We start from the raw sequence: 23,760 nt of genomic DNA, 5'->3' as shown, positions 1-23,760 counted from the left end.
AACGCGTTAGCATGCGAACACCGCACGGAGCGCGCCCGCTTCGCCCCGCAATCAAGGAGTGAACATGCCCCTGCCCGCGTCCGGCCGCGCCGACGTCGCGCAACGCGTCTTCTCGGCCGAGCGGCTGTCGATCGGCCTGACGCTGCCGCTGCTGCGCAGCGGCCGGACCGTCGCCGACTTCAACGAGCAGCTCGAACTCGCGGCACTGGCCGATTCGCTCGGCTTTCGCGCACTGTGGATTCGCGACGTGCCGCTGAACAGCGCCGACTATCCCGACCCGGTCGGACACCTCGATCCGTGGGTGCTGCTCGGCGCGCTCGCGTCATGCACGCGCCGAATCGTGCTCGCCAGCGGCGCGATCGTGCTGCCGCTGCGTCATCCGCTGCATATCGCGAAAGGCGCGCTGTCGGTCGCGACGCTGTCCGGCGGACGCTTCATCCTCGGCCTCGGCTCCGGCGACCGGCCGCCCGAATATGCAGCGTTCGGCGTCGACGCGCAAACGCGGCGCGACCGGTATCGGCGCCACTGGGAAGTCGTCGCGGCCGCGCTCGGCGCGCCGCCCCGCGTGCTGCCCGACGAAACGCCGCCCGATGCGCCCGACTTCACGCTGCTGCCGCGCGGCGATGCCGCGGTGCCGATGCTCGCGGTCGGATCCGGCGGACAGAGCGTCGACTGGATCGCTCGGAACGCGATCGGCTGGATGACGTACCACCGCGATCCGGATACGCAGCGTTCCCGTTATTCGATGTGGCGCGCGGCCGTCGACCGGCTCGCGCCCCCGGGCTTTCGCGCGTTCGGCGTATCGATGCGGCTCGATCTCGATGCAAATCGCGACGCACCTGCCCGCGCGCTGCCGCTCGGCTACGCGACCGGCCGCAATGCGTTGGTCGGCATCCTGCGGGCCATGCGCGCTGCCGGCACGCACCACGTCACGCTGAATCCCGGCTCGGACCGGCCCGTGCGCGAGATCATCGAGGAAATCGCGGAGCACGTGCTGCCGGTCTTTCACGACGAGCAGGGCTGATTCATCAGGAATCCATATTTCATTGCAGGTAGCGGCGGCGGTGGTTGGCACTGAATCGATGTGCCGCAGAGCAGGGATCGTTCCTGACTTGACCGTCGTCGCCGGGCCAAACGAAACAGACCGCCCCCCATGTGCGACATGAATATTTGTCCACGGAACTATTCGGGTCCGTTCGCGATCATGTTAACTTCCGTCCATCGTCCAGACCGGCGGGCCACATATCGATGCGCGCCCGCATGCCCATCCATGCGACATTTCCTGCTCGGCTGGCTGCTCGCCGCCGTCGTATCGATCGCCCACGCGGCTTCTTCTGCACCGGCCGCCGCATCGGCTGCCTCCGGCGCCGCGCCGGCACTGACGCCGCAACAGGCGCAGCAGGCCCTCTCCGTCCTGCAAAATCCGCGCGAGCGCGAACAGGTCGAAACGACGCTGCGGGCGATCGCGGCCGTCGGCGTGCTCACCACGCCCGCACTTCCGGCGAGCGCCGCGGCACCGGCCAGCGCGGCATCGGCCTCCGCCGCCACCGCCACGCTCACGACGAACGGGCTCGCATCGATGCTCGTCCGGCAGGGAGCACGTTGGGCCGGCGAAATCGGCGGCGCGCTGAACGAATCGCTGCGCTCGTTGCTCGATGTCGGCTCGGTCGGCGTGTGGTGGCACGAGCGGCTGGTACGCGCAGACGAACGCGCGGATCTCATGCGTTCGCTCTTCGTCATCCTTGCCGTGCTCGTGCCCGCGATCGTCGTCGAGTGGTTCGCGAAGCGGCTGCTGCGGCGCGCGCTGGTCGCCCTGGGAACGCGTCGTGCGGAATCATCGCGGCGCGCCGAGCACGAGCCGGCTACACCGGCAGACTCCGCGGCAGCAGCGCCGGGCACCGCGAGCGCGGACGGCACCGCCACGCCCGATACGTCGTCGCAAGGCCGCGGCCATGCGCGGCGCCACACCACGCTGCTGCGCCGCATGCCGCGCGCGCTGGTCAGCCTCGCGCTGCGCGTGGTGCCGCTGCTGGTGTTCGTCGGTGTCGCGAGCCTGGCGATGTCGGTGCTCGACGGCGCCGGCACGCCGACCGATACCGCACTCGAATCGCTGATCGACATCTACGTGATCTGCCGCCTCGTGACAATCGTCAGCCGGCTGTTCTTCCAGCCCGATGCGCGGCAGTTGCGGCTTCTGCACGTCAGCGACGCATGGGCCGCGATCGCGCAGCGCTCGATCACGCGGATCGTGATCGTCGTCGGCGTCTGCACCGCCGCGGTCGAGATCGCCGCGACGTTCGGCCTCAGCGATGCCGGTCACGTCGCACTGCTGAAGGCCGTCGCGCTCGTCGGCCACTTGATGGTCTCCGCGCTGATTCTCCGGTGCCGCCAGCCGGTCGCTGCCCGCATCCGCGCGGCCGGCGATGAACGACCGGCCTTTGCGATGGTCGGCAACGCGCTCGCCGATGCTTGGGCGCCCGTGTCGGTGTTCGTCGTGATGGCGCTGTGGTTCGTGTGGGCGCTCGACGTGCATAACGGCTACCGCGTGCTGATCACGCTCGGCGGCCGCTCGATCGCCGTGATGATCGGCATGCGAATCGTGTCGATCGTCGTGTTCGGCGCGCTCGCACGGCTGTTCCAGCGCCGCGACGACGATCGCACGCTGGTCCACCTGCACGCGTACCGCTACTACCCGCTGATGCGCCAGATCGTGTCGGCGGTGATCGCGGTCGTGACCATCGTGCTGCTGCTGCAGATCTGGGGCGTGCCGATCTTCCATGCGTTTCAAGCCGGTACGATCGGCCATCGGCTCGCGTCGGCGCTGATCACGATCGCGATCGCGGCCGTCGTCGCGCTGATCGTCTGGGAAGCCGCGAACATCGCGATCGAACGCCGCCTTCAGCAGTGGACGCGCGAAGGCAACCTCGTGCGCGCGGCGCGGCTGCGCACGCTGCTGCCGATGCTGCGTTCGCTGCTGTTCATCATGATCGCGCTCGTCGTCGTACTGACGGGCCTCAGCGAGATCGGCGTGAACATCGGCCCGCTGCTCGCGGGCGCCAGCATCTTCGGCGTCGCGCTCGGCTTCGGCTCGCAGAAGCTCGTGCAGGATTTCATCACCGGGATTTTCCTGCTGATGGAGAACGCGATGCAGGTGGGCGACTGGGTCACGCTCGCCGGCGTGTCCGGCACCGTGGAATACCTGTCGATTCGCACCGTGCGGCTTCGCGCGGGCGACGGGTCGCTGTACACGATCCCGTTCAGCTCGGTGACGACCGTCAACAACACGAATCGCGGGCTCGGCAACGCGGCCGTCAAGGTCAGCATCGCATACGGCCAGGACATCGATCGTGCGATCGCGACGCTGAAGGAAATCGGCGCCGCGTTGCGCGACGATCCGAACTACAAGGACGGCATCCTGTCGGATTTCAGCTACTGGGGCATCGACCAGGTCGACGGCGCGACGATCGCGCTGGCCGGACAGATCCAGTGCAAGGACTCGGCACGCTGGGGCGTGCAGCGCGAATTCAACCGGCGTATCGCGGTGCTGTTCGGCGAGCGCGGAATTCGAATCGCGAATCCGCAGCGCAGCCTCGTGGCGTATGAAGACGGTTCGCGGCCGGTGGCGCCCGCGAACGACGAGGACGGCGACCATACCGTCGGCACGCCGCCCGCCGAAGCGGACCGCAAGCCGGACTGATCTGATCGTGCGCATGCCGTCGGCCCGGCCACCGCGCGTCGCACCGTGCCGCCGGCATCGAACGACAGATAGCCGCGCTCGACGCGCGGCGATTTTCTTCATGCGCTGAACGCGCTTTGCCGCGTCGCCGGCCCGCCCGGCCTCACGTATCGTCGACCCGTTGTGTCATCCGGTCGCGTCGCCGCGCGGTGCGATCCATCACGATGCGGTGCCCATTCTCGCGAGGCTGTCGCCGGCCGGACCGCTCGCGTCGAGCCGCCGATCTGATCGGGTCACCCGATGCGCTCCCCGGCAGAAGACGGGTGCCGGTGATTCGAGTGACCTCTCGAATATGGTTCGCTCATTACGAATCCAATCGCGAATTATTCGACCGACGTGACCGCGATTGCATCCGTTTTCTGAGTTGAAAATTACAAAACACCTCAAGACTTTTCAAAAACATTTCACCTTATTCAATCTAACTTTGTTTCATATAATCAGAAAAAGTTTGACATCGAACTTTCGTTCTTGATACCGTCCGATGCAAGCAATCCGACGAATTGCCAACACGCAATCGTTCCTGCTCGACGCATCTCGTTTCCGCCGCACCGAAGTTCTCGCCGCCGATCGTCGTCTCACGTGTCGGCGCATGCAACATCCCGATGCATTCATTTGGGCAGCTGCCATCCGGCAGCAAGCCGAAGGACCGAATCAGATGAGCAGGACTCCAAAACTGTTGCTCTAGCCATCCCGCCTGCATCAGGCCTGCGGGCGCGGCCGATTCGCATCGCGGCGCAGCGCCTCCTTCACCGAGCATTCCAGCATTTCGCCCCCGGTGGATCACCACCCGCCGGGTCGGGCGAAAGGCCCCGTCGCGTCCGCGCCATCCGCGTGAGCGCGACGGATATCGGCGGCGCACGATCCGCACCGCCGTCGACCGTTGTTGTTCGTGCAGTTCGATGTTCAACCGGAGGGGTAATTCAAAATGAATCAGGTTGCAGACAAGAAACAAAAACACATCCGCATCGCCAGGCTCGCCTTCGCCGCGGCAGCGGCCGCGTCGTTCGGCATGACGGCCGTCCATGCCGCACCGGCCGCCGGCTGGACGGAAACGCGCACCAAGGGATTCCTGCCGCTCGTCCAGCAGGGAGAAAGCAGCAGTACCGCCGGCGCGCCGGCGGCCAGCACCGCCGCCGCGGCCTCCGCTGCCACCGAGATGGCGCCCGGCGAATCGGTCGACATCGTGCTCGGGTTGAACCTGCGCAACGAAGCGCAACTCGACCAGTACCTGCATGACCTGCATACGCCCGGCTCGCCCCACTACAGGCAGTTCCTCACGTCGGCCCAGTTCGCCGCGCAATACGCGCCGACCGACCAGCAGGTCGCCGCCGTCGTCGCGCACCTGCGCCAGGCTGGCTTCGTCAACATCGTGGTCGCGCCGAACCGCCTGCTCGTGTCCGCGTCGGGCACCGCGGCAACGGTCAAATCGGCGTTCCGCACGACGCTCAAGCGCTTCACGCGCAACGGCCGCAGCGTCTATGCCAACACCGATGCCGCGCAGGTGCCGAATTCGATCGGCGGCATCGTCGGCGCCGTGCTGGGCCTGCAGAACGTCGAGCTCATGCACACCGGCGCGGGCAGCAAGCCGCAAGGCAACACCAGCAACCTGACGATTCCGGCAGGCGCATCCGCGGTGCCGCACTATCCGACGGAATTCTCGTCGCTCTACGGCGGCGACGGCACGCCGACAGCCTCGCAGACCACCGTCGGCATCATCTCCGAAGGCGACCTGTCGCAAACGGTCAGCGACCTCAACACGTTCGCCGCGAACAACGGCCTCGGCACGATCAGCAGCAGCGTCGTGCAGACCGGTCCGTCAGGTAGTTCGTACACCGATACGTCCGGCACCGTCGAATGGAACCTCGACAGCCAGTCGATCGTCGGCGCCGCCGGCGGCAGCGTGAAGCAGGTCGTGTTCTACGTCGCACCGTCGATGACGCTCACGGCAATCACCGCCGCATACAACAAGGCAGTGAGCGACAACGTCGCGAAGGTCATCAACGTGTCGCTCGGCGTGTGCGAATCGTCCGCGTACAGCACCGGCTCGCAGGCGACCGACGACACCATCTTCAAGCAGGCCGTTGCACAAGGACAGACGTTCTCCGTGTCGGCCGGCGACCACGGCGCGTACGAATGCGCGAGCGGCACGCCGTCGCGCTCGACCTACACGGTGAGCGAGCCCGCGACGTCGCCGTACGTGATCGCGGTGGGCGGCACGACGTTGTTCACCAACACGTCGACGAACACGTACAACAGCGAAATCGTGTGGAACGATCCGAGCTGGCAGCCGGGCACCGTGTGGTCGACGGGCGGCGGCTACAGCAAGTACGAAGCCGCGCCGTCGTGGCAATCGTCGAGCCTCACCGGGTCGACCAAGCGCGCACTGCCGGACGTCGGCTTCGACGCCGACCTCCGCACCGGCGCGATCCTCGTGGTGAACGGCCAGACGTCTGACACGCTGTGGGGTTCGGGTTACCTCAACAACGAAGGCGGCACGAGCCTCGCCGCGCCGATCTTCACCGGCATCTGGGCGCGGCTGCAATCGGCCAACAACAACGCGCTCGGCTTCCCGGCGTCGAGCATCTACAAGTACTTCCCGAGCAATGCGGCGCTGGTGCACGACGTGACGTCCGGCAACAACGGCAGCGGCACGTACGGCTACAAGGCGAAGGCCGGCTGGGACGCGACGACGGGCTTCGGCAGCGTCAACATCTCGAAGCTGAACGCGTTCATCCAGAGCACGTCCGATTTCGCGCGGTAATCGGGCAATGAGCGATGCGGCTCCGGGTGCGGATCGTTTGTGCACCCGGGGCCGTGTCGGCGCAACGGCGCACCGCGCCGGATCGACGCGGTGCGGCGGCGCGCGCTGCCTGCGCCAGCCGCGGGCACGCGCGCACGCGGGATCACAGCTGCGATTCGATCGGAAACAAGCCGAGAAACCACACTTCCATGCGCCGCGCGGCCGAAACTTCCGGTTCGTGATCGAGCTCGGTCACTTTCCCGTCCGCGTCAGTCTGAATCCACTTCAGCCGCCCCTTCCCGGCCGGGTCGGTCCTCGATTCGACTCGCCACGCGATGCGGTCGAGCCGCGGCTCCAGATCCGTCGCGACCTCCGACGCAATCGCCGGGCTCTCGCAGTAAACACCGATCTCGGTATTGAGATTCAACGAACGCGGATCGAGATTCATCGAACCGATGAAGATGCTCTTGCGATCGAACACGTAGGTCTTCGCATGGAGCGAAGCACGCGACGAGCCGATGATGACCTGCTTCGAGATGCTCTTGTCGCCGGACGGACGCCGTTCGTAAAGTCTTACGCCGGCTTCCAGCAGCGCACTTCGATAGCGCCGGTAGCCGGCGTGCACGGCCGCGACGTCGGTCGATGCGAGCGAGTTGGTCAGGATCGTCACGCGCACGCCGCGTGCCGTGAGCGCGTGCAGCCGTTCGACCATGTCCTTGCCCGGCACGAAGTATGGCGACACGATCAGCAGTTCCTGCTCGGGCCGCAACGCGAGCGCGCGCAGTTGCGGCATCAGGTGCCCGTCGCTGTCCTTCGGCGAGCGTGCGATCTTCGCCGGATCGTCGTACAGGACGGTCGCCCGCCCCCAGGAAAGCTCGGTGCCCTGGCCGTGCACGATCTGGTCGAGCCTCTGTCGCGCCTCGAGCACGTACGGATTGTCCTCCATCGCGCGCAGGTAATCGCGCAGCCGTTCGCGCTCGCGGTCCAGTCCGTCCGGGGCCGCGTCGTGCCCGACCAGCGCATCGATCGGATACGCGTACGGCGAATTCCAGAACGTATCGAATTCGGTCGAGATGTCGCGCACGACGGGGCCGTGCACGACCACATCGAGATCGCCGAACTCCAGCATCGACGACGCACCGAAATACTCGTCGCCGATATTGCGGCCGCCGACGATCGCCGCCTGGTTGTCCGCGATCATCGCCTTGTTGTGCATGCGCCGGTTCACGCGCGAGAATTCGAGCACCGTGCCGATCTTCTTGAAGTGGCGTGTGGCGACCGGGTTGAAGAGCCGGATCTCGATGTTCGGATGCGAGCTGATCTCGAGTAGCTTGCGGTCGTCCGCGTTCGTCCCGAGATCGTCGAGCAACGCACGTACGCGAACCCCGCGATCGGCGGCGCGGATGATCGCGTCGGCGAGCTCGTGTCCGGTCAGGTCGTCGTGCCAGATGTAGTACTGAAGGTCCAGCGAGCGGTCGGCCCGATCGGCGAGCAGCACGCGCGCGTCCAGCGCATCGACGGGATCGCGCAGCAGATGAAACGCGTCCTGCCCCGGATGGGCAGCGGCCTGCTGGCGGAACGCGAGGGCGAGGCGCGTGGTTTCCGTATCGGTGAATGCGTGCGTTGGCGCGCGCCCGGCCTGCGGCGGCAGGCTCGCGCATGCGGCAAGCATCAGCAATGACAGAATCGCACTCCACGAACGCAACATGATCATGATAGCCGCCCCACTGTCAGGCGAAGTCTGCTTTTGTTTGTTCTGGCTGCCGGACGGAACGCGGCGCTGGCGTCGGTTCGCGCGCTCGCCGATGCTCGATCGTGCGCGCCGACCGGGCTACAGCATACTTCGATTGATGGCGAGACGGCACGCTGCGCGCGCTTCCCCGGTGGCGGCGATGCGACACGCGACGCCGGCGTGAGCGCATTCAACACGCGCGACACATTCGGGCAGCGTGCAAAAGAAAAACCCGCGAGGCTTTGCGGCGTCGCGGGTTTCGAGACTTCCCCGGATAACCGTGGAAGCGAATCTGGTGGGCCCCCCGGGAGTCGAACCCGGCACCAACGAATTATGAGTTCGCTGCTCTAACCAAGCATGAGCTAGGGGCCCAGACGGGAAGCAACGTGTGCTACACGCCACCCCGGCAACGAAGCCGGGCCGGCATTGTAACAACAAAGACGCCCAAGAGGACAAACGCCACCGGCATCACGCGGATACCGGCGGCGTTCGCAGTCAAGACGCTGGAAATCAGTTCCCTTCGAGGAACGACTTCAGCTTGTCGGAACGGCTCGGGTGACGCAGCTTGCGCAGCGCCTTGGCCTCGATCTGACGGATCCGCTCGCGGGTGACGTCGAACTGCTTGCCGACTTCCTCGAGCGTGTGATCGGTGCTCATCTCGATACCGAAACGCATCCGCAACACCTTCGCCTCGCGCGGCGTCAGCGAATCGAGCACATCCTTCACGACGTCGCGCATGCTTGCATGCAGCGCGGCATCCGCCGGCGCGACCGTGTTGTTGTCCTCGATGAAGTCGCCGAGATGGGAATCGTCGTCGTCGCCGATCGGCGTTTCCATCGAGATCGGCTCCTTCGCGATCTTCATGATCTTGCGGATCTTGTCTTCCGGCATCTCCATCTTCTCGGCAAGCGTTGCCGGATCCGGCTCGAGACCGGTTTCCTGCAGGATCTGCCGCGAGATGCGGTTCATCTTGTTGATCGTTTCGATCATGTGAACCGGAATACGGATCGTGCGCGCCTGATCCGCGATCGAGCGCGTGATGGCCTGGCGGATCCACCACGTCGCATAGGTCGAGAACTTGTAGCCGCGACGGTATTCGAACTTGTCCACCGCCTTCATCAGGCCGATGTTGCCTTCCTGGATCAGATCGAGGAACTGCAGGCCGCGGTTCGTGTACTTCTTCGCGATCGAGATCACGAGACGCAGGTTCGCCTCGGTCATTTCACGCTTCGCCTGACGTGCCTTCAGTTCGCCGGCCGCCATCTGGCGGTTGGTTTCCTTCAGGTCCTTCAGCGGCAGCACGACGCGCGCCTGCAGGTCGAGCAGACGCTGCTGCTGTTCGCGGATCGCCGGGATGTTGCGCGACAGGACCGCGCTGTACGAATGACCTTCGGCCGCGATCTTCTCGGCCCAGTCGAGATCCGTCTCGCTGCCCGGGAAGCGCGCGATGAATTCCGAACGCGGCATGCCGCACTTGTCGACGACGATGTGCAGGATCTGACGCTCGACCTGGCGAACTTCGTCCACTTGCGCACGCAGCGTGTCGCACAGACGCTCGACGGTACGCGCGGTGAAGCGGATCGTCATCAGTTCGCTCTGGATCGTTTCCTGCGCCTTCAGGTAGGACTTCGACTTGTAGCCTTCCTTCTCGAACGCGCGGCGCATCTTGTCGAACCACTCGCTGATCTGCGAGAACTTCTCGAGCGACGCGCGCTTGAGGGCTTCGAGCTGGGCGGCGTTGGCGGTTGCCTGGGCGGCACCGTCATCGTCCTCCTCTTCCTCTTCTTCCTCTTCCTCTTCGGCTTCCTCGTCCTCGTTCTCGATCGCTTCGGCTTCCTTCGCCGAGAAACCGTCCGTATCGGCGGAGTCCGAAGCATTCGGATCGAGCAGGCCGTCGACGAGCTCGTCGACGCGGATCTCTTCGTTCGCGACGCGCTCGGCCATCGCGAGGATGTCGGCGATCGTCGTCGGGCACGCGGAGATTGCCATCACCATGTGGCGCAGGCCGTCCTCGATCCGCTTCGCGATCTCGATTTCGCCTTCGCGCGTGAGCAGCTCGACCGTGCCCATCTCGCGCATGTACATCCGGACCGGATCGGTCGTGCGGCCGAATTCCGAATCGACGGTCGACAGCGCGACTTCCGCCTCTTCCTCGACTTCATCGTCCGACGACGCGGCCGGCGCGTTGTCGTTCAGGAGCAGCGTTTCCGCGTCCGGCGCCTGCTCGTAAACCGCCACGCCCATGTCGTTGAACGTGCCGATGATGCCTTCGAGGGCTTCGGTCTCGGTGAAGTTGTCCGGCAGGTGGTCGTTGATTTCGGCATACGTGAGGAAGCCGCGCTCCTTGCCGAGCTTGATCAGCGCGCGCAGCTTCACGCGGCGCTCTTCGAGCTCCTCGGCCGTGCCGGGCGTGCTCGTCGCGAACGCTTCCTTCAGCAGCGCCTTTTCCTTGGCGCGACGATCGCGCACCTTGGATTTGCCCGGGGCAGCCGCGGCTGCGGGCTGCTCGTCGCTCTGATTTGCGTCGTCATCGACGGATACTTCGTTCAGCTTTTTGGTCATGGAGTTCGCCGTACCGGCTATATCGACTCGCGGCTGCTGGACGACAGCCGGTTGAACCGTGGGTGCATGAGTAGTACGTACTGCCGTTTCGTCCGCGGCGGCAGTCGTGTCCCTTGCGCTTTTCGCACTTGCCCGCTTCGCCGCCGGCTTGGCCGGCCCGGAGTCGGGTCTGGCGGCAGCCCGTGTTCTGGCTGCCGGCGCCGGCGCAGCCTGAGCAGTGCCGGCCGCGGTTTTCTTTCCTGCAGGGGCTGACGTGGCTGAAGACGTTGTCCTGGTGGAAGAAGCAGACTTGGCCGCTGTGACCTTCGTGGTCGGCTCCGTCGAGCCCTTGCCCGTTGCTTTCTTTCCGCCTGTCGTCTTTGCCATCGCGAATCTCGCCTCTGCTTAGAAAAAACAAACCGCTGGAAACCTTATATTATAGCACGCTGGGGCGTCCTCTCCCGACGCCCCGGCCGCCTACAGCCCGAGCCGACGCTTCATGTCGGTTCGCTGCTGGTTCAATTCCGTCAATTCAGCCAGTTCCTCGGGTGTGAAATTGGACTGCCGCGCAAGCCGATCGAGCCTGTCGCAGCAGGCGTCATAGCGCATCTTCAGCACTGCGGCCTGCAACTCCTCGCCCGCGATCCGTTCCTGCTCACGCTGCCGCTCGGGCACCGTCTCGTCTTCCGGATTCTGTAACAGCAAATCGCGGACGTTTTCATCATAGTCTAGAATTTCGCGGAAGATTTCCTCGTAAGTCGCCGCGTTCGAGGACGTCCGCAGGACATCCGACAGCAGCCGGAACTCCGCGCCGTCGCCCAGCGCGCGCGCATGCTCGACGACTTCGGCGAACAGCTCGCCGATCCGCGGCAGCGCACACAGGGTCGCAAGCTGTTCGTCGTCGAGCTGCGATGCGATCCGCGGATGCATGACGAGCGTGCGCAACGCGCGCTTTTCGCTGTCCGTCACGCGCCGCCGCTCGCTGCGCGCGGGCGCCTGGCGCGCCGGCGCCGCGATGCGCGCATCGACCTCCGACAGGGCCGCGACTTCCTCGAACGGGATATCGAGCCGGTCGGCGAACATGTGCATGATCTGCGCGCGCAACGCATTCGCCGGCAGCGCCTGCAGCAACGGCTTCGCGTCGAACAACGCCTTCGCGCGCCCTTCCGGCTGGTCGAGCGCCTTGCCGGCAATTGCTTCGTTCAACAGAAATTGTGACAGCGGCATCGCGCGCTCGACCTGCTCGGAAAACGCGTCCGCGCCGAATTCGCGCACGTAGCTGTCCGGATCGTGCTCGGGCGGCAGGAAAAGGAATCGGATCGTCCGGTTGTCCGCCGCATGCGGCAGGCACGCCTCCAGCGCGCGGCGCGCCGCACGCCGGCCGGCCGAGTCGCCGTCGAAGCTGAAAATCACCGTATCGGTCTGGCGCAGCAATTTCTGCACGTGGATCGGCGTGCATGCCGTGCCGAGCGTCGCGACCGCGTTCGGGAAGCCGAGCTGCGCGAGCGCGACGACGTCCATGTAGCCTTCGACGACCAGCACGTACTTGCGCTCGCGGATCGCGAGGCGCGCCTCGAACAGCCCGTACAGTTCACTGCCCTTGTTGAACAGCGGCGTTTCGGGCGAATTCAGGTACTTCGGCTCGCCGCTGCCGAGCACGCGGCCGCCGAACCCGATCACCTGCCCCTTCACGTTGCGGATCGGGAACATGATCCGCTCGCGGAACCGGTCGTAGCGTCGCGCGACGCCCTGCGCATCGGTTTTCTCGCTGACGATCACGAGCCCCGATTCGACGAGCGAGTCGTCGCGGTAGTCCGGGAACGCGGCTTCGAGGTTCTGCCAGCCGTCCGGCGCATAGCCGAGCCCGAAGCGCGCGGCGATCTCGCCGGTCAGGCCCCGGTTCTTCAGATACTGGATCGCGACCGTCGCGCCGCGCAATTGCTTGCGGTAGTAGTCGCACGCGGCGGACATCACGTCGGACAGCGCGGTCGCGACCGATTTCGACACGGGCGCCGGATAGTCGCCGCCGCCCGCAGCGCCTCCGCGCATCGACGGCTCGTGCGGCACGGTCAGCCCGACCGATTGCGCGAGCTCCTGCACGGCTTCCGGAAACGTGAGCCCCGCGTGTTCCATCAGGAAACCGATCGCCGTGCCGTGCGCGCCGCAGCCGAAGCAGTGATAGAACTGCTTGGTCGGGCTGACGGTAAACGACGGGCTCTTCTCGTTGTGGAACGGGCACAACCCCATGAAGTTCGCGCCGCCCTTCTTGAGCTGCACGTACCGGCCCACCACGTCGACGATATCGACGCGGTTCAGCAAATCCTGCAGGAACGAATGCGGAATCACCGTGGGATCGAGCGAAAAAAGACAATACGACGCCCCGGCGCACGCGCATGCGGCGCCGGAAAGCGGGTTTTACTTCGACAGCGCGGCCTTGACCTGCGCGGAAACGGCCGTCATGTCGGCCCGGCCCGCGAGCTTGCCCTTCAGCACACCCATCACCTTGCCCATGTCCTGCGGGCCGGCTGCCCCGGTTGCAGCGACCGCGGCCTGGACTTCGGCGGCTACTTCCGCGTCCGACAACTGCGCCGGCATGTAGGCGGCCAGCACCGTCAGTTCCGCCTGCTCCTTCTCGACGAGATCGTCGCGGCCGGCAGCCTGGAACTGGCTGATCGAGTCCTTGCGCTGCTTGATCATCTTGTCGATCACGGCGGTAATGCCCGCGTCGTCGAGGGTCACCCGATCATCGACTTCGCGCTGCTTGATCGCGGCCAGCAGCAGGCGAATCGTCGCCAGACGCTCGCTTTCCTTTGCGCGCATCGCGGCCTTCATGTCTTCGCTGATCTGCTCTTTCAAACTCATCTTGCACCCGGGATGAAAACGTGACTTCGACGCCCGCAAACGGGCGTCAACACAAAAACCCGCTTGGGACTAAGTCTCAAGCGGGTTGCTCGAATCCGGCATCGGCGACTCGCGGCCCCGAATCGAGCCGATCGTGCGGAGCTCGCCGGTGCGCCGCTCAGCGAACCGCGCGGCGCTCAATCTTTCAGTACAGCTTCTTCGGCAGCGTCTGGCTGCGGATCCGCTTGTAATGACGCTTCACCGCGGCAGCCTTCTTGCGCTTGCGCTCGGCGGTCGGCTTCTCGTAAAACTCCCGCGCACGAAGCTCGGTCAGCAGACCGTTCTTCTCGATCGTGCGCTTGAAGCGGCGCATGGCGACTTCGAACGGCTCGTTTTCTTTAACGCGAATGATCGTCATGATCCGACACGAATAAAGGTTTGCAGGGAAGACTCATGAGTATAGCAGAGCGCCGCGCAAAGACATAAGGGCCGGGTTCCGTCAACGGCGGGCCGGCGCCGCCGTGTCAGGCGCTCCGCGCAAACTCCGCCGCCGCCTGCCCGGCCGCCGTGCCGGACGCCCACGCCCACTGGAAGTTGTAGCCGCCGAGCCAGCCCGTCACGTCCACGGCCTCGCCGATGAAGAACAGTCCCGGCACCCGCGCGCTCATCATCGTCGCCGACGACAGTTCGCGCGTATCGACGCCGCCCTTCGTCACCTCGGCCTTCTTGTAGCCTTCGGTGCCGTTCGGCGTCAGCGTCCAGCCGGACAGCGCGTCGCCGATCTGGCGCAGCGTCTTGTCGGGCAGATCCGCGAGCCGTGCATCGGCCGCGACGCGGTGCGTGTCGAGCCAGACGTGAGCGAGGCGCGACGGCACCCAGTCCGCGAGCAGCGAGCCGATCTGGCGCTTCGACGTGCGCTTCGCGTCGAGCAGGTCGGCCACCGCGTCGCGTTGCGGCAACAGGTCGATGCGGATCGGGTCGCCCGGCTGCCAGTAGCTCGAAATCTGCAGGATGCCGGGGCCCGACAGTCCGCGATGGGTCAGCAGCAGATCCTCGACGAATTCGCCGCCGCGCTTCTTGTCGCCGGTCGACACGCGCACTTCGAGCGACACGCCGGACAGCGCCGCGAACGGCTCCCAGTCCTGCTGCGCGAAGGTGAGCGGCACGAGCGCGGGCCGCGTATCGACGAGCTTGTGGCCGAACTGCTTTGCGAGCCGGTAGCCGAAGTCGGTCGCGCCGATCTTCGGGATCGACAGGCCGCCCGTGGCGACGATCAGCGCGCGTGCGCGAATCGGCCCTGCCTGCTGCGTGTCGAGCGTGAAGCCGTCGGCGGGCGCGTGGCGCACCGCGTCGACGACCACCGGCCGGCGCCACGCAATGCCGCCCGCGTCGCATTCGTGCTTCAGCACGTCGATGATCGCGTCGCTGCCGTGATCGCAAAAGAGCTGCCCCTTGTGCTTTTCGTGCCAGGTGACGTGATGGCGCTTGAGCAGGCCGAGGAAGTCGCGCGGCGTATAGCGCGCAAGCGCGGAACGTGCGAAATGCGGATTCGACGACAGGTAGTTGTCGGGGCCCGCGTAGAGATTCGTGAAGTTGCAGCGGCCGCCGCCCGAGATGCGGATTTTCTCGGCGAGCCGCGTCGCGTGATCGATCAGCACCACGCGGCGGCCGAGTTGCCCGGCGACCGCGGCGCTCATCATCCCGGCGGCGCCCGCGCCGATCACGGCGATATCGTAAGTTTCCATGGCGCGGATTGTTCAGGAACTTTGCAGGAAAATTATGCTGATTTATCAGTCACTTAGCGGTAGGCGACTGATTACTATCTTGAGGAAGGGCGAATGATACATGCGACGACGGAAAACGCAACGCTTGGATGGTGGCGCAGCCTCGATGCTTATGTCGAGCCGCCCGCATCCGCAAAAAAGTCATGGATCAACACCGCACGCGCGCTCTACGACTATTTCAATTTTCTCCAAGCTCATGATCTCCGCTGGGACGATGTCAGTCGTGGAGGGCAAAAAACACTTGTTGCTGCATATCGTGACTATTGCCTCGAGGAGTACGACCCAGCTCCCACGACAGTGCGCGATCGTCTGGTCTAGAATCCGGAGGTTCTACGCGTTATGAGGCGCTAGCGATCTCCGTAAATTGGTCAGAGCGATGCCTCGTAAGGCACACGCGACCAAGAGAACAAGAGAACAAGAGAACAAGAGAACAAGAGAACAAGAGAACAAGAATCAGAGCGAAATCGTTTCGACGGTTCACGTTTCTCACTACCCGCCTGTCAAGTCCGAGAGGAGCTATTGAGCGCGAGCGTGCTTCTGTGTCGCGAAAACCTCTACGGGCTCGGCCGACTCCAGTACCCATGCGGCAGCCCGGATCAACCTTTGGCGCGTCGCCGAGTCACTCCAAGCGACTCCATACCACTCAACGAGTCTACAAGGTGTTGACGAAAACCCTCAGCGGCTGGTGAAACTGCGCGGCTTGCGGAATGGTAAAGGCATACTTGGCGCATCACCTCCGGCTCGACGATCCGGCGCATAGCCAGACCAAGCGGCCGCGCCAGCAGGCCAACATATGCCGGCGCCAGCGTCAACGCAAGTCCAGCGGCCGCCATCCCGAGAGCGGTACTGATGTTGTCGACGACGTCCATTGGGGCGATACGCTCATCGTCTGCGACGCCCGCGCGCATGAGTGAAACGTTACGTTCGTAGTCTCGTCCCGCCGCGACAACCGGCTGCTTTCGCAAGTCGGTCCACTTAATTCGTCCACGTTTTGAGAGGGGATTGTCCGGCGCACACCAAAGCACCCAAGGGCTTTTGAACAGTTCGATACGCGCCACGTCATCACCAACAGCTTGGTCGGGGCCGACTGCGAGGTCAACATCTCCGGTGGCAACCATATCCACGAGGTTATCGACTGCCGCATCCCGAATCCGTATCACCACCTTGGGATGAGTTAGCCCGTACCGCTTGATCGCAGCGGGAATCATCGTCGTCGCGATTACCAGCGGCGCTGCAATCCGAACGATCCCTGCGGCGCGGTTCCGGATATCGTCTGCCGCGGCCTGAGCCAGTTCGATATTCCTCATCACGCTCTTCGCGTGAACGACAAACTCCCGTCCGGCCGGCGACAGTGCAACGCTACGCGTGGTACGGTCGAACAGGCGAAAGCCCACACCGCTTTCGAGCTCCGCAATCAGCAGACTTACGGCGGACGGCGACAAGTTCAGCCGCTCGCCGGCCCGCGCAAAGCTGCGGACGTCCGCCACAGTGAGGAAAGCAGCAAGCTGCCTTGGCGTGAATCGCGCCCCGGACATGACCCCTTCCATTGACAAGTTTTTCTCAATAATAGGCCAGAAATCATCGTTTGTCTTATTGAATCGACCGACGCAGACTCTCGCCATAAGAACCGAATTCCAACTCAGGAGACACATCGTGGCGCACCCATTTGCCGCGCGGCTCGAACAGGATGAACAGCTCGAAGAACGCGCTTACTCGATCGTTACGTGGCGGCTGGTGCCGTTCCTCTGTCTGTGTTTCGTCATCGCGTTCCTCGACCGGGTGAACATTGCCTTCGCAAAGCTACAGATGGTGTCAGAGCTTGGGTGGAGCGAACAGGTTTACGGCTTCGGCGCGGGTATATTCTTTCTCGCGTATTTCGTGTGCGAGGTGCCGAGCAATCTGATCATGCATCGGGTCGGCGCACGCCGCTGGATTGCCCGAATCATGATTTCGTGGGCTGTACTGACGGGCCTCATGGCATTCGTGCATACGACGACGGCCTTCTATGTGGTCCGCTTCCTGATCGGCGCCGCCGAAGCAGGCTTCTTCCCAGGGATCATCCTCTACCTGACATATTGGTATCCGGCGAAGCGCCGAAGCCGCGTGATCGCAACGTTCATGACCGCCATCCCGATCGCCGGCGTCTGCGGGGGCATTCTCTCAGGATGGATTCTGTCGACGTTTCACGGCGCGGCTGGTCTATCCGGGTGGCAATGGCTGTTTGTGCTGGAGAGCGTACCGTCGCTGATTGTCGGCGTCGCTGCATTGTTCTATCTCGACGACAGTATCCGCAACGCGAAGTGGCTGGACGACGACGCGCGCGACCGGCTGATGGCAAACATCGAAGCAGAGTCGAAGAACAAACAAACGGTATCGCTTTCCGAAGCGTTGCGTCGGCCCGCAGTATGGCTGCTGGCGTTCGCGTACTTCGGAGCCGCGATGGGTCAGTATGGTTTCGGTTTCTGGCTTCCGTCGATTATCAAACACACAGGCGTCGCTTCTGCGCTGAACGTGGGCCTGCTGTCGGCAGTTCCATACGCGTTCGGCATCGGCGCGATGCTGGTGGTCGGGCGCAGCGCAGATCGAAGAGGTGAACACCGCTGGCACTACCTCATACCGTGCACTGCCGCGGCTCTCGGGCTCGTCGCAAGTGCGCTGTACAGCGGCCAGCAGGTGGTATCGCTCGCTGCGTTGACGGTTGCCTGCATGGGATTGCAGTGTCTTGCGCCTGTGTTCTGGCGCATTCCAACTTCGCTGTTGGGTGGGGTGGCTGCGGCCGCTGGCATCGCACTTGTCAATTCGATCGGCAACCTTGCCGGGTTTGTCAGCCCTTACATGATCGGCTGGATCGTGAACCGAACAGGCAGCGCGAGCGTCGCTCTGTATGTCACCGCAGCGTTTCTACTGCTGTCGGCCGGCATCGTCGCTGCGATGCCGCGCAATGCCGGGCGGGATCGGCAACTCAACGTCGGACATACGCAATGACTCCGTTCATCAAACAGCCTGTCGACCTATTCGTCGCAACGCTCGAAAGCACGCTCGGTGACACATCGCTAGTGCTCGACACGTCTGTCACGTCGGCCCATGCCGGCGACTGGAGCGAAGCACCACATTGCACGCCAGGCATCGTCGTGTTCCCGCGGACGCCGCAACAGGTGGCGGCGACACTTGAGATCTGTAGCCGCTTTAGTCGCCGAGCCGTCGTTCAAGGTGGCTTGACGGGGCTCGCCGGTGGCGCGACGCCCCGCGAGGGGGAAATCGCGCTTTCGTTATCGAAGCTCGATGCAATCGAGGAAATCGACACCGTAGGTGGCACCGCTACCGTGCAGGCTGGCGTCGTTCTCGAAGAGCTGCAGCGACGCGTCGAAGAACAAGGTTGGTACTTTCCGCTTGATCTCGGCGCTCGCGGTTCATGTCAGATCGGTGGCAACGCCGCTGTCAATGCTGGTGGCAACCGTGTGATCCGGTTCGGCACAATGCGCGATATGGTGCTGGGCCTCGAAGTCGCGTTGCCCAACGGGCGACTGCTCAGCATGCTCAATCGCGTCACGAAAAACACCACCGGCTTAGATCTGAAACACCTGTTCATTGGCAGCGAAGGTACTTTGGGCGTGATTACCAGACTCGTGCTCAAGCTTTCTCCCCTGCCTACGAGCTCATGCACCGCGCTCTGCGCGCTTCCGTCGTTCGGCGCTGCAACGCAGCTCATACGTGACGCACGCACCACACTGCCGGGCCTCTCCGCGTTCGAGGTCATGTGGGACGACTTCATGGTCGCCGCTTGCGAGGTCCACAAGTTGCGGCCAGCCTTCGCTGCCCCCGCCCCTGTGTACGCATTGCTGGAGACGCTCGGTACCGACGATGCAGACGAGCGGCGACAACTCGAGGAGTGTCTGGCCGATGCGTTCGACCGCGGTCTCGTGACCGATGCCGTCGTGGCTCAATCGATCGACGACGTGCAGCGGCTTTGGACCTATCGCGAAGCCATCGGCGAACTGCTGGCGCACCTCAAACCGCATGCTGCTTTCGATGTTGGCATTCCGATGGCAGCAATGGAGCGGTTCGTCGATGCGACGCGCAAAGCGCTTACGCAGCAGTTTTCACGCCAACGTCACTTGTTCTTTGGCCATATTGGCGACGGAAACCTTCACGTGCTTTCGGGTCCCCACGACAGCCCTGACGACCTACATCGCGTTGAAGATCTCGTCTATCGGGCAGTCGCCGACGTGGGCGGCTCGATCTCTGCCGAGCACGGCATTGGAGTCGTGAAGCGAGACTTTCTGCACCATAGCCGCTCTGCTGACGAGATTGAGTTGATGCAGGCGATCAAGGACCTGCTGGACCCGGCAGGCGTCCTCAATGCTGATCGGATTCTACGAAAAGACTAAGCGGAAGATACATGAAGACAATCGTCGCAGTGAAAAGAGTGGTCGATTACAACGTGAAGGTCCGCGTGAAGTCGGACAACACGGGCGTCGACATCGCGAACGTGAAGATGTCGATGAACCCGTTCGACGAAATCGCCGTTGAAGAAGCCGTGCGCCTGAAGGAAGCCGGTGTGGCGACTGAAGTGATCGCCGTGTCGGTCGGTGTCGCGCAAGCGCAGGAAACGCTGCGCACGGCGCTGGCGATCGGCGCGGATCGCGCGATCCTCGTCGAGTCGAACGACGGCGTCGAGCCGCTGGCTGTGGCGAAGATCCTCAAGGCGCTGGTCGACAAGGAACAGCCGCAACTCGTGATCCTCGGCAAGCAAGCGATCGACGACGATTCGAACCAGACGGGCCAGATGCTGGCTGCGCTGGCTGGCCTGCCGCAAGCGACGTTCGCGTCGAAGGTGACGATCGCCGACGGCAAGGCAACGGTTGCACGCGAAGTCGACGGTGGCGCGGAAACGCTGTCGCTGTCGCTGCCCGCGGTCGTGACGACCGACCTGCGCCTGAACGAGCCGCGCTACGTGACGCTGCCGAACATCATGAAGGCGAAGAAGAAGCCGCTGGAAACGGTGAAACCCGAAGACCTGGGCGTGGACGTTACGCCGCGTCTGAAGACGCTGAAGGTGGCCGAGCCGCCGAAGCGCGCGGCCGGCGTGAAGGTGCCGGACGTGAAGACGCTGGTCGAGAAGCTGAAGACCGAAGCCAAGGTGCTGTAAAGGGAGCGGAAAGAAATGACGATTCTGGTGATTGCAGAACATGACAACGCGTCGATCAAGGCCGCGACGCTGAACACGGTGGCGGCTGCTGCGAAGATCGGCGGTGACATCCACGTGCTGGTCGCGGGGCACAACGCGCAGGGCGCGGCCGATGCGGCAGCAAAGATCGCGGGTGTGTCGAAGGTGCTGCTGGCCGACGCGCCGCAGCTGGCCGAAGGCCTGGCGGAAAACGTCGAGGCGACCGCGCTGAACATCGCGAAGGACTACTCGCACATCCTCGCGCCGGCAACGGCCTACGGCAAGAACATCGCACCGCGCATCGCCGCGAAGCTGGACGTCGCGCAGATTTCGGACATCACGGCGGTCGATTCGGCCGACACGTTCGAGCGCCCGATCTACGCGGGCAACGCGATCGCGACGGTGCAGTCGAGCGACCCGATCAAGGTCATCACGGTGCGCGCGACCGGTTTCGATCCGGTGGCAGCGGAAGGCGGCAGCGCAGCGGTCGAGAAGATCGAAGCAGCGGCCGATGCAGGCAAGTCGCAGTTCGTCAGCCGTGAAGTGACGAAGCTGGACCGTCCGGAGCTGACCAGCGCGAGCATCATCGTGTCGGGCGGCCGCGGTCTGGGTAGCGGCGAGAACTACACGAAGGTGCTGGAGCCGCTGGCCGACAAGCTGTCGGCGGCGCTCGGCGCATCGCGCGCGGCAGTCGACGCCGGCTACGTGCCGAACGACTACCAGGTCGGCCAGACCGGCAAGATCGTCGCACCGCAGCTGTACATCGCGGTCGGCATCTCGGGTGCGATCCAGCACCTGGCCGGCATGAAGGATTCGAAGGTGATCGTCGCGATCAACAAGGATCCGGAAGCGCCGATCTTCAGCGTGGCCGACTACGGCCTCGTCGGCGATCTGTTCGCGCTCGTGCCGGAGCTCGTCGGCGAACTCGGCAGTAATGCGGCTTGACCCTGTGCATTCCGTGGAGAATCAAATGACTGACCTGTTTGAGAACCCAATGGAACTGATGGGATTCGAGTTTGTCGAATTCGCGTCCCCTCTTCCTGGCACCCTCGAACCCGTTTTCGAGAAACTCGGTTTCACGCTGGTTGCGCACCATCGTTCGAAAGACGTCTTGCTGTATCGACAAGGCGATATCAATTTCATCGTCAACCGACAGCCACAAAGCCAGGCCGCGTACTTCGCTGCTGAGCACGGTCCGAGCGCCTGCGGGATGGCGTTCCGCGTCCGCGATGCACACCGTGCCTACGATCGCGCCCTTGCAATGGGCGCCCAGCCCGTCGACATTCCGACTGGGCCGATGGAACTGCGGCTCCCCGCGATCCGCGGCATCGGCGGCGCACCGATCTACCTGATCGACCGGTTCAAAGATGGCCAGTCCATCTACGACATTGACTTTTCGTTCATCGAAGGCGTTGACCGACACCCGGTCGGGCACGGTTTGACGCGCATCGATCATTTGACGCACAACGTCTACCGCGGCCGAATGGCGCACTGGGCCGGATTCTACGAGAAGCTCTTCAACTTCCGCGAGATTCGCTACTTCGATATACAGGGCGAATACACGGGCCTCGCTTCGCGGGCGATGACAGCGCCTGACGGCAAAATTCGCATCCCGCTCAACGAGGAGTCGTCGCGCGGCAGCGGACAGATCGAGGAATTCCTGATGCAGTTCAACGGCGAAGGAATACAGCACATCGCCCTCTCCACGGATAACCTTGTGGACACGATCGACCGGTTGCAGTTCGCCGGTGTGCCGTTGATGACCGCGCCCAACGATTTCTACTATGACGCGCTGGAAGCACGATTGCCAGCGCATGGCCAGCCGGTCGATCAGTTGAAGACGCGCGGCATCCTGCTGGACGGCAGCACGACAGATGAAAAGCCACGCCTGTTGCTGCAGATCTTTTCTCAAACGCTGCTGGGTCCCGTATTTTTCGAGTTCATTCAGCGACAAGGCGACGACGGTTTCGGTGAAGGCAACTTCAAGGCATTGTTCCAGTCACTCGAACGCGACCAAATCGCGCGGGGCACACTGCAAACTGGACATTGACGGCGTGGAGCACGGGCGGCGCAGAGCGTCTGTGTCGGGCTGCCTGACCGGCGATACGCGACCGCCACGGAGTGATCAAAAGAACCGGGCGTTTCAGGCAGCGCAGCCGTTAGCCCGTCATCCTGGAGACGCATCAATGAAGCTGATCAAAGTGCTGCTCGTCGCCGCGCTATGGATTGCCGCGCCGTTTGCACCCGCGCGAAGCAGTTTTGACATGGCCGCCCACGTCGAGGTCCACCAAATTTCCTCACTCACCCTCACCGATAGTCAGATGCTGACCGGCAATAAGGATGGAAAGGCGGTGACGGTAGCCGGCATCCTGCGCCTCGCGAAGCACACGGGAAGACAGCCGGTAGTAGTGCTGATTCATGGTTCGAGCGGAATGGGCGCGAACATCGAAATGTGGGAGCGCACGTTCAACGAGAACGGTATCGGGACGTTCGCCATCGATGGATTCACCGGCCGCGGGATCAGGTCCACCAGCCGGGATCAGTCGCAGCTTGGTCGGCTGAACCTCGTTCTCGATGCATATCGGGCGCTGGACCTGCTCTCGCATGATTCCCGCGTCGATCCGGACAAGATCATGCTGATGGGCTTTTCGAGAGGTGGACAGGCAACGCTCTACGCCGCCATGACGCGACTCAATCGCCTGTGGAATACGTCCGGTGTTCGCTTTCGCGCCTATATGCCTTTCTATCCCGACTGCATGACCCGTTATCGCGACGACACCGATGTCAACGGGCCAATCCGCGAATTCCATGGGGCAGACGACGATTACGATCCTGCGCCGGCCTGTGCCGCATACTTCGAGCGGCTGCAACGGGCGGGCAAAGACGCCACCATGACGGTTTTTCCGCACGCATCGCATGCGTTCGACATGCCGTACGCGATGCCCATTGTCGTCGTAAAGGGCGCGCAAACGGTACGGGCGTGCCGTATCGTCGAAAACGAAAGCGGCGAATTGATGAACGAGGCCACCGGTGCACCCTTTTCCTTTCACGACGATTGCGTTCAGACCGACCCTCACGTTGGAGGCAATGCGCAGGCGCGCGACGCGGCAATCGTCGACGTGATGGAGTATCTCAAGACAGTGCTGGGTAGCGGGGGCGACGCGCCGGACAACTAGCCCGTCGTTGCGGCAATCGAGCTAGCCGCGGTGTCAATCGCGG

At 63.9% G+C, this 23,760-nt stretch carries 18 protein-coding genes and 1 tRNA gene; 10 read left to right on the top strand and 9 right to left on the bottom strand.

Annotated elements, in window-relative coordinates; all coding sequences use genetic code 11:
* Positions 1–64: 64 nt before the first annotated feature.
* Positions 65–1,024: an LLM class oxidoreductase gene (locus WS51_RS02960; RefSeq protein ID WP_059942235.1), complete on the top strand. Its 960-nt coding sequence runs from the start codon at positions 65–67 to the stop codon at positions 1,022–1,024.
* Between the two features lie 246 nt (positions 1,025–1,270).
* Positions 1,271–3,697 carry a mechanosensitive ion channel family protein gene (locus WS51_RS02955; RefSeq protein ID WP_069228569.1) on the top strand — a complete coding sequence of 809 codons (2,427 nt, stop codon included), beginning with the start codon at positions 1,271–1,273 and terminating at the stop codon, positions 3,695–3,697.
* A gap of 457 nt (positions 3,698–4,154) precedes the next feature.
* On the opposite strand, the gene WS51_RS32430 is transcribed toward WS51_RS02955, so the two are convergent.
* Positions 4,155–4,760: a hypothetical protein gene (locus WS51_RS32430; protein ID WP_167357953.1), complete on the bottom strand. Its 606-nt coding sequence runs from the start codon at positions 4,758–4,760 to the stop codon at positions 4,155–4,157.
* On the opposite strand from WS51_RS32430, the gene WS51_RS02950 reads away from it, so the two are divergent.
* A complete protein-coding gene (locus tag WS51_RS02950; protein ID WP_059543055.1) occupies positions 4,662–6,497 on the top strand; it encodes a S53 family peptidase in 1,836 nt (611 codons plus the stop codon). The two genes, WS51_RS32430 and WS51_RS02950, sit on opposite strands and share 99 nt — an antisense overlap.
* A gap of 142 nt (positions 6,498–6,639) precedes the next feature.
* Here the strand turns inward: WS51_RS02950 and WS51_RS02945 are convergent, their stop codons facing one another.
* The 7 genes from WS51_RS02945 to WS51_RS02910 all read right to left on the bottom strand — a co-directional run bounded on the left by WS51_RS02945 (position 6,640) and on the right by WS51_RS02910 (position 15,335).
* The gene (locus tag WS51_RS02945; protein ID WP_059506381.1) at positions 6,640–8,190 is read right to left on the bottom strand and encodes a phospholipase D family protein; all 1,551 of its coding nucleotides are present in this window, start codon (positions 8,188–8,190) and stop codon (positions 6,640–6,642) included.
* Positions 8,191–8,501: 311 nt separating this feature from the next.
* A tRNA-Ile gene (locus tag WS51_RS02940) sits at positions 8,502–8,580 on the bottom strand.
* A gap of 138 nt (positions 8,581–8,718) precedes the next feature.
* Positions 8,719–11,136: an RNA polymerase sigma factor RpoD gene (gene rpoD, locus WS51_RS02935; RefSeq protein ID WP_081051568.1), complete on the bottom strand. Its 2,418-nt coding sequence runs from the start codon at positions 11,134–11,136 to the stop codon at positions 8,719–8,721.
* Between the two features lie 90 nt (positions 11,137–11,226).
* A complete protein-coding gene (gene dnaG / locus WS51_RS02925) occupies positions 11,227–13,095 on the bottom strand; it encodes a DNA primase (protein ID WP_069228568.1) in 1,869 nt (622 codons plus the stop codon).
* 69 nt (positions 13,096–13,164) lie between these two features.
* Positions 13,165–13,611 (bottom strand): GatB/YqeY domain-containing protein, encoded by a 447-nt coding sequence (locus WS51_RS02920; RefSeq protein WP_059450757.1) that lies wholly within the window; start codon positions 13,609–13,611, stop codon positions 13,165–13,167.
* Positions 13,612–13,795: 184 nt separating this feature from the next.
* Positions 13,796–14,008, bottom strand: a complete 213-nt coding sequence (rpsU, locus tag WS51_RS02915) for a 30S ribosomal protein S21 (RefSeq protein WP_006479415.1) — start codon at positions 14,006–14,008, stop codon at positions 13,796–13,798.
* A gap of 106 nt (positions 14,009–14,114) precedes the next feature.
* A complete protein-coding gene (locus tag WS51_RS02910) occupies positions 14,115–15,335 on the bottom strand; it encodes a BaiN/RdsA family NAD(P)/FAD-dependent oxidoreductase (RefSeq protein ID WP_059770679.1) in 1,221 nt (406 codons plus the stop codon).
* Positions 15,336–15,428: 93 nt separating this feature from the next.
* Here WS51_RS02910 and WS51_RS31875 point away from each other — a divergent pair, with 93 nt between their 5' ends.
* Positions 15,429–15,692: a hypothetical protein gene (locus WS51_RS31875; RefSeq protein ID WP_155647443.1), complete on the top strand. Its 264-nt coding sequence runs from the start codon at positions 15,429–15,431 to the stop codon at positions 15,690–15,692.
* 278 nt (positions 15,693–15,970) lie between these two features.
* On the opposite strand, the gene WS51_RS02905 is transcribed toward WS51_RS31875, so the two are convergent.
* The gene (locus tag WS51_RS02905) at positions 15,971–16,909 is read right to left on the bottom strand and encodes a LysR family transcriptional regulator (RefSeq protein WP_059506406.1); all 939 of its coding nucleotides are present in this window, start codon (positions 16,907–16,909) and stop codon (positions 15,971–15,973) included.
* Positions 16,910–17,027: 118 nt separating this feature from the next.
* On the opposite strand from WS51_RS02905, the gene WS51_RS02900 reads away from it, so the two are divergent.
* The 6 genes from WS51_RS02900 to WS51_RS02875 all read left to right on the top strand — a co-directional run bounded on the left by WS51_RS02900 (position 17,028) and on the right by WS51_RS02875 (position 23,717).
* Positions 17,028–18,359 carry an MFS transporter gene (locus tag WS51_RS02900; protein WP_059506389.1) on the top strand — a complete coding sequence of 444 codons (1,332 nt, stop codon included), beginning with the start codon at positions 17,028–17,030 and terminating at the stop codon, positions 18,357–18,359.
* Positions 18,356–19,762: an FAD-binding oxidoreductase gene (locus WS51_RS02895; RefSeq protein WP_069228567.1), complete on the top strand. Its 1,407-nt coding sequence runs from the start codon at positions 18,356–18,358 to the stop codon at positions 19,760–19,762. The genes WS51_RS02900 and WS51_RS02895 overlap by 4 nt, the downstream gene beginning before the upstream one ends.
* 11 nt (positions 19,763–19,773) lie before the next feature.
* Positions 19,774–20,523 (top strand): electron transfer flavoprotein subunit beta/FixA family protein, encoded by a 750-nt coding sequence (locus WS51_RS02890; RefSeq protein WP_069228566.1) that lies wholly within the window; start codon positions 19,774–19,776, stop codon positions 20,521–20,523.
* A gap of 15 nt (positions 20,524–20,538) precedes the next feature.
* Positions 20,539–21,486: an electron transfer flavoprotein subunit alpha/FixB family protein gene (locus WS51_RS02885; protein ID WP_069228565.1), complete on the top strand. Its 948-nt coding sequence runs from the start codon at positions 20,539–20,541 to the stop codon at positions 21,484–21,486.
* Positions 21,487–21,511: 25 nt separating this feature from the next.
* A complete protein-coding gene (gene hppD, locus WS51_RS02880) occupies positions 21,512–22,591 on the top strand; it encodes a 4-hydroxyphenylpyruvate dioxygenase (RefSeq protein ID WP_069228564.1) in 1,080 nt (359 codons plus the stop codon).
* 136 nt (positions 22,592–22,727) lie between these two features.
* Positions 22,728–23,717, top strand: a complete 990-nt coding sequence (locus WS51_RS02875; RefSeq protein ID WP_069228563.1) for a dienelactone hydrolase family protein — start codon at positions 22,728–22,730, stop codon at positions 23,715–23,717.
* Positions 23,718–23,760: the final 43 nt, after the last annotated feature.

Source organism: Burkholderia territorii, assembly GCF_001718335.1.
GTDB classification, from domain to species: Bacteria; Pseudomonadota; Gammaproteobacteria; order Burkholderiales; family Burkholderiaceae; genus Burkholderia; species Burkholderia territorii.
Note: the sequence above shows the minus strand (reverse complement) of the source record. Positions and strands in the feature narration are given on the sequence as shown.

Coding starts and splice junctions, on each gene's coding strand:
- rpsU (WP_006479415.1), bottom strand. CDS start 14,008: ATGACGATCATTCGCGTTAAAGAAAACGAGCCGTTCGAAGTCGCCATG.
- WS51_RS02910 (WP_059770679.1), bottom strand. CDS start 15,335: ATGGAAACTTACGATATCGCCGTGATCGGCGCGGGCGCCGCCGGGATG.
- WS51_RS32430 (WP_167357953.1), bottom strand. CDS start 4,760: ATGGACGGCCGTCATGCCGAACGACGCGGCCGCTGCCGCGGCGAAGGC.
- WS51_RS02890 (WP_069228566.1), top strand. CDS start 19,774: ATGAAGACAATCGTCGCAGTGAAAAGAGTGGTCGATTACAACGTGAAG.
- WS51_RS02905 (WP_059506406.1), bottom strand. CDS start 16,909: ATGTCCGGGGCGCGATTCACGCCAAGGCAGCTTGCTGCTTTCCTCACT.
- WS51_RS02875 (WP_069228563.1), top strand. CDS start 22,728: ATGAAGCTGATCAAAGTGCTGCTCGTCGCCGCGCTATGGATTGCCGCG.
- hppD (WP_069228564.1), top strand. CDS start 21,512: ATGACTGACCTGTTTGAGAACCCAATGGAACTGATGGGATTCGAGTTT.
- WS51_RS02895 (WP_069228567.1), top strand. CDS start 18,356: ATGACTCCGTTCATCAAACAGCCTGTCGACCTATTCGTCGCAACGCTC.
- WS51_RS02960 (WP_059942235.1), top strand. CDS start 65: ATGCCCCTGCCCGCGTCCGGCCGCGCCGACGTCGCGCAACGCGTCTTC.
- WS51_RS02885 (WP_069228565.1), top strand. CDS start 20,539: ATGACGATTCTGGTGATTGCAGAACATGACAACGCGTCGATCAAGGCC.
- WS51_RS02920 (WP_059450757.1), bottom strand. CDS start 13,611: ATGAGTTTGAAAGAGCAGATCAGCGAAGACATGAAGGCCGCGATGCGC.
- WS51_RS02950 (WP_059543055.1), top strand. CDS start 4,662: ATGAATCAGGTTGCAGACAAGAAACAAAAACACATCCGCATCGCCAGG.
- WS51_RS02955 (WP_069228569.1), top strand. CDS start 1,271: ATGCGACATTTCCTGCTCGGCTGGCTGCTCGCCGCCGTCGTATCGATC.
- WS51_RS31875 (WP_155647443.1), top strand. CDS start 15,429: ATGATACATGCGACGACGGAAAACGCAACGCTTGGATGGTGGCGCAGC.
- WS51_RS02945 (WP_059506381.1), bottom strand. CDS start 8,190: ATGATCATGTTGCGTTCGTGGAGTGCGATTCTGTCATTGCTGATGCTT.
- rpoD (WP_081051568.1), bottom strand. CDS start 11,136: ATGGCAAAGACGACAGGCGGAAAGAAAGCAACGGGCAAGGGCTCGACG.